Annotated in this window: 6 protein-coding genes; 4 read left to right on the top strand and 2 right to left on the bottom strand. The window is 68.5% G+C overall.

The genetic code is table 11. From position 1 onward, the window contains the following. Positions 1 to 429: 429 nt before the first annotated feature. A complete protein-coding gene (locus ACNTMW_RS34155; RefSeq protein WP_426638208.1) occupies positions 430 to 897 on the bottom strand; it encodes an ArsI/CadI family heavy metal resistance metalloenzyme in 468 nt (155 codons plus the stop codon). Between the two features lie 74 nt (positions 898 to 971). Here ACNTMW_RS34155 and ACNTMW_RS34150 point away from each other — a divergent pair, with 74 nt between their 5' ends. The 4 genes from ACNTMW_RS34150 (at position 972) to ACNTMW_RS34135 (ending at position 3633) form a co-directional block, all read left to right on the top strand. Then, on the top strand, positions 972 to 1346 hold the full coding sequence (locus ACNTMW_RS34150) for an ArsR/SmtB family transcription factor (protein WP_426638207.1): 375 nt from the start codon (positions 972 to 974) through the stop codon (positions 1344 to 1346). After that, positions 1343 to 2074: an aquaporin gene (locus tag ACNTMW_RS34145; protein ID WP_426638205.1), complete on the top strand. Its 732-nt coding sequence runs from the start codon at positions 1343 to 1345 to the stop codon at positions 2072 to 2074. The genes ACNTMW_RS34150 and ACNTMW_RS34145 overlap by 4 nt, the downstream gene beginning before the upstream one ends. Next, complete coding sequence (locus tag ACNTMW_RS34140; protein ID WP_426638204.1) at positions 2071 to 2502, top strand: arsenate reductase ArsC; 432 nt, start codon at positions 2071 to 2073, stop codon at positions 2500 to 2502. Before ACNTMW_RS34145 ends, ACNTMW_RS34140 begins: the two co-directional genes overlap by 4 nt. A 168-nt stretch (positions 2503 to 2670) precedes the next feature. Next, complete coding sequence (locus ACNTMW_RS34135; RefSeq protein WP_426638203.1) at positions 2671 to 3633, top strand: integrase core domain-containing protein; 963 nt, start codon at positions 2671 to 2673, stop codon at positions 3631 to 3633. Between the two features lie 163 nt (positions 3634 to 3796). On the opposite strand, the gene ACNTMW_RS34130 is transcribed toward ACNTMW_RS34135, so the two are convergent. Beyond that, the coding region (locus ACNTMW_RS34130; RefSeq protein WP_426638202.1) for a hypothetical protein at positions 3797 to 4381 on the bottom strand (585 nt) is incomplete at its 5' end.

The raw sequence follows: 4381 nt of genomic DNA, 5'->3' as shown, positions 1-4381 counted from the left end.
CCCGGCTGACCGTCATCGACGGGGAAGCCGCACCACCCGACGACTCCCCAACAGCGGAGATCGCCGCATAACATCAACCCGGATCTTCTCGGTGATCGTCTCTTACACCATCACCGTGGACGCGGCCGCGCCGCCTGTTGACCGACGCATTACGAGTCGGTCGCGATCTGCTGACCGCGGTGGCCTTGACCCTCGTCTACCTGCCGCTAGGGTCCGTCGGCGTTCGCCCTCGTTCGCCGGCTTGGCTGCTCGGCTGAGACACACGGTTCAGGAAGGGGGGCGCTTCAGCAGGCAGAGTGCTGCCTAGCTGGACGCCTGCAATCGGGCAAATGGTTCGCAGCCAAGGTCATTGCACATACTCCGCACGACCAAGACAGATGCTGCGGCCCGCCTCGACCGGCGAGCCGCAGCATTCACGGTTGTCCCCAGTCAGCAGCAGCTGGCGCTTCCGGCTGAGGCGGTAGCGGGTTCGCTCGCTTCCGCAATATCGCCGCAGCGGCATTCACCGTTGACCTCCTTGATGAGGGTGTCGGCGTCGCCCTTGACGACGTAGACCTCCCACGGCTCGTCGCCAGGGCCGCGTACCCACACCTTGTCCTGCAGCGCGTAGCAGCACGAGGTGTCGCTCTCGGTGAGCGTGATCAGCCCGGCGTCGGTCAGGCGGGTGGTGGCGGCCTGGACCTCGTCGCCGCTGAACACCTCGACGCCGAGGTGGTCCATCACGGTCGGCTGGTCGGGCTCACCTTCGAGCAGAACGAGCTTGAGCGGCGGCTCCTCGACGGCGAAGTTGGCGTAGCCGGGGCGGCGCTTGGCCGGCTCGACGCCGAACAGTTTCGAATAGAACGCGACCGAACCTTCCAGGTCGGACACGCGCAATGCGAGCTGGACACGGGACATCCCGCACCTCCTTGTCTAGATGACTATCTAATCAGAGATTTGCACGCTGTCTAGATGGTTGTCAAACTAGACGGGTGCCTAAACAACTTCCGGTACTCGCCGCCGACGCCTGCTGCACCCCGCTCGTCACCGAGGCGCTGACCGAGGAGTCCGCCGCCGACCTCGCCCGCGGGTTCAAGGCGCTCGGCGACCCGGTTCGGCTGCGCCTGCTGTCGCTGATCGCTGCCCGCGCCGGCGGCGAGGTATGCGTGTGCGACCTGACCGACGCGTTCACAGTGTCCGGCCCGACCATCTCCCACCACCTCAAGGTGCTGCGCGAGGCCGGCCTGATCGACTGCCAGCGGCGCGGCACCTGGGTCTACTACTGGATCGTGCCGGCCAAGCTCGCGGCGCTGTCGCAGCTGCTCGACGTGTCCGCCGCATCCGCCCCGGCCGAGATCAGCGCGTGAACCTTAGCCTGACGCGACGGGCGTCCGCCGAGTTCGCCGGCACCGCCTTGCTGGTGGCTGCCGTGGTTGGCTCCGGTATCGCCGCTTCGCGGCTGTCCCCGCACGACGTCGGGCTCCAGCTGCTGGAGAACGCCATCGCCACCGCGCTGGCGTTGGGCGCGCTGATCCTGATGTTCGGACCGGTGTCCGGCGCGCACTTCAACCCGGTCGTCTCGGCGGTGGACTGGTGGCTGGGTCGCCGCGCCGGCATCGGCCTGACCGGACGAGATCTCGCCGGCTACCTCGTCGCGCAGATCGCTGGCGCGATCGCCGGGGCGATCCTTGCGGACCTGATGTTCGGACTGCCCCCTGTTGCCTGGTCACACACTCACCGCACCGGCCCCCACCTGTGGCTGGCCGAGATCGTGGCCACCGCCGGCCTCGTGCTGCTCGCGTTCGCCCTCGCCCGCAGCGACCGGGCCGCCGTCGCTCCGGCGGCAGTCGGCGCGTACATCGGCGCCGCGTACTGGTTCACCAGCTCGACCAGCTTCGCCAATCCCGCCGTCACGATCGGCCGGGCCTTCACCGACACGTTCGCTGGAATCGCCCCCGTCGCGGTGCCTGGCTTCGTCGCCGCCCAGCTCGCCGGTGGCCTGGTCGCCATCGTCGCCCTCGCCGCCTGGTATCCCGACGCCGCACGCACCGCCGATACCGTCGTCATCCCTCAGGGAGAAGAGGCCACCCGATGACCTGCCCCAGCGTCCTGTTCGTGTGTGTCCACAACGCCGGCCGTTCCCAGATGGCCGCAGGCTGGCTGCGCCACCTCGCCGGAGACACCATTGAGGTCCGCTCCGCCGGCTCCGAACCCGCCGACCGGATCAACCCTGTCGCGGTCGAGGCCATGCGGGAGGTCGGCATCGACATCACCGCCGCCCAGCCCAGGAAACTCGACTACGCCACAGCGCAGGCAAGCGACGTCATCGTCACGATGGGCTGCGGTGACGCCTGCCCTGTCTTCCCCGGCAAGCGTCACGAAGACTGGCAGCTCACCGACCCCGCCGGCCAGCCCATCGAGATCGTCCGCACCATCCGCGACGACATTCGCGCTCGAGTCGAGCAACTCGTCAGAGATCTCACCTCCAGCCCGGAGTTCAGCCAACCGACCTCTACTCCGTAGCTCGCGGCAACCCGGCTGCTTTCGGCCTTCCATGAGGTCAGCCGTAGGGAAGGGGCACGGTCTGGGTCGACGCGGTCGCCTCGGTTGCTGTACTTCCGTGCTGTACCCCACACCCCTACACCAGCGGATTAGGAGCGCGGCTGGGGCTACTGGGTCACCGCCTGCGGCGTGGCTGTCACGCCGCGCGCACAACTCGGCGCTGGCCGCTGCCGACTGCCCTCGGCGCTGCCCGTATGGTGGCGGCCCAAGCCCCGCTCACCCACCACCACCACCGGCAAGGTCGAGCGCTTCCACCAGACCCTGCAACGCGAGCTACTGACCGACCATCCGCCGTTCACGTCGTTGACCGACGCCCAGGCCGCCATCGACACCTTCCGCGACGACTACAACGTCGACCGGCCGCATCAGTCCCTGGACATGGCCGTCCCCGCCGACCGGTTCACCACCAGCCCGGTCGTCGACGCCATCCCGCTACGACTGCCACCGTCCCTGGCCTCGACCGACACCCAGACCGCCAATCCGGCACCAACCCAGGCACCGCCGGCGAGCCCGCCGATTGCCGCAGCCGCACCGGCGACCCTGGCAGTCAAGGTCACCCGCACCGTTCCAGCATCGGGCAACCTGGGCCTCTGCGGCCAACAGTTCTGGCTCGGCCCCATCCACGCCACCACCGTGGTCCACCTGTTGCTCGACGGCGTCCGGCTCAAGACCGTCCCGTCCCGGCTGCGCCCGGACCACCTGCGCCAGCTGCTGGCCGACGGCGGCCGTCCCGCCGGGCCACCACCCATCACCGTCGGGCCGACCAAACCCGGCGAACCGATCGAGGTTGACCGGCTCGCCACCACCAACGGGCTGCTCGCGCTTGCCGGGCGCCGACACCCGGTCGGTTACCACCCGGCCGGCCGCCGGGTGATCGCTCGCCTCGACCACGGTGTCCTGCACATCCTCGACACCGACCGCAGCCTGCTGCGCAGTCTGCCCAACCCGCTCGCCCCGGCCGACCTGCTCCGCCTGCGCGACGCCCGACCGGGCGAACCCCCACCCGCCCCCGCGCCGCCGAGCCGTTGCGGGTCGTCCGGCGGGCCAACTGCCGCGGCGCCCTCGTCGGCGCCGGCCAGAAGATCCAGGTAGGTATCGGCCACGCCGGCCGCACCCTCAGCGTTGAAGAAGCCGACGTCACCTTCCGTGTCCACGACGGCGATCAGCTCATCACCGAGGTCCCCCGCACCACCAGCAAGGCGGTCGCCCGGTTCAAAGCCCGCAAACCTCAAGCCCGGTGACCTGACCGGGCACGCTAATCGATGCGAACGAGTTCCATGATCCAGTTAACGTGCCACGTGGCCGCATTGTCGTAGGAGAACGCCTGCTCCCATCGTGCGGTGGACGGGCTGTCGTTAGTCCACTCGAAACGAACCTTCACCCGCCGACCATTGATGACGTCCTCGCACAAGAACCTGCCGCGTCCATCCTCCCATCGCCCCTCGACGGGAGGGTCGAGGTGACCGGGCTGCCTGCTCGACGCCCACCAGATCCGCCACACGCGGGCGCCGGGGTCGAACTGTCGAAGGGTGAATCCCTCAAACGCGTCACCCCCAGCCGACGCATCGGCCCAGATCCGATCAACATGTCCCAGCCCGCCGAAAATTGGCTCAGCCTGCGCGACAGCGTCGAACTCCACCCAGTCGACGCAACTCGGGTCGGTCACGTCGACCAACTTGCGGTTGCGCACCCGCCAACGGCCGAAGAGATGAAGGCTGCGTCCACGGAGATGGTGTACGACGGGCTCGTTGATGAGCGTGTCGTGATGTAGGAGACGGCCACCGCGTAGATCCTTCGAGACGGCTAAGTCACAAACCGAAGGAGACGAACGCGATGGCCG

Origin of the sequence: Planosporangium spinosum, from assembly GCF_049999945.1 — a bacterium.
GTDB classification, from domain to species: domain Bacteria; phylum Actinomycetota; class Actinomycetes; order Mycobacteriales; family Micromonosporaceae; genus Planosporangium; species Planosporangium spinosum.
The sequence above is the reverse complement of the archived record's forward strand: the minus strand, read 5'-3'. Positions and strand labels throughout refer to the sequence as shown.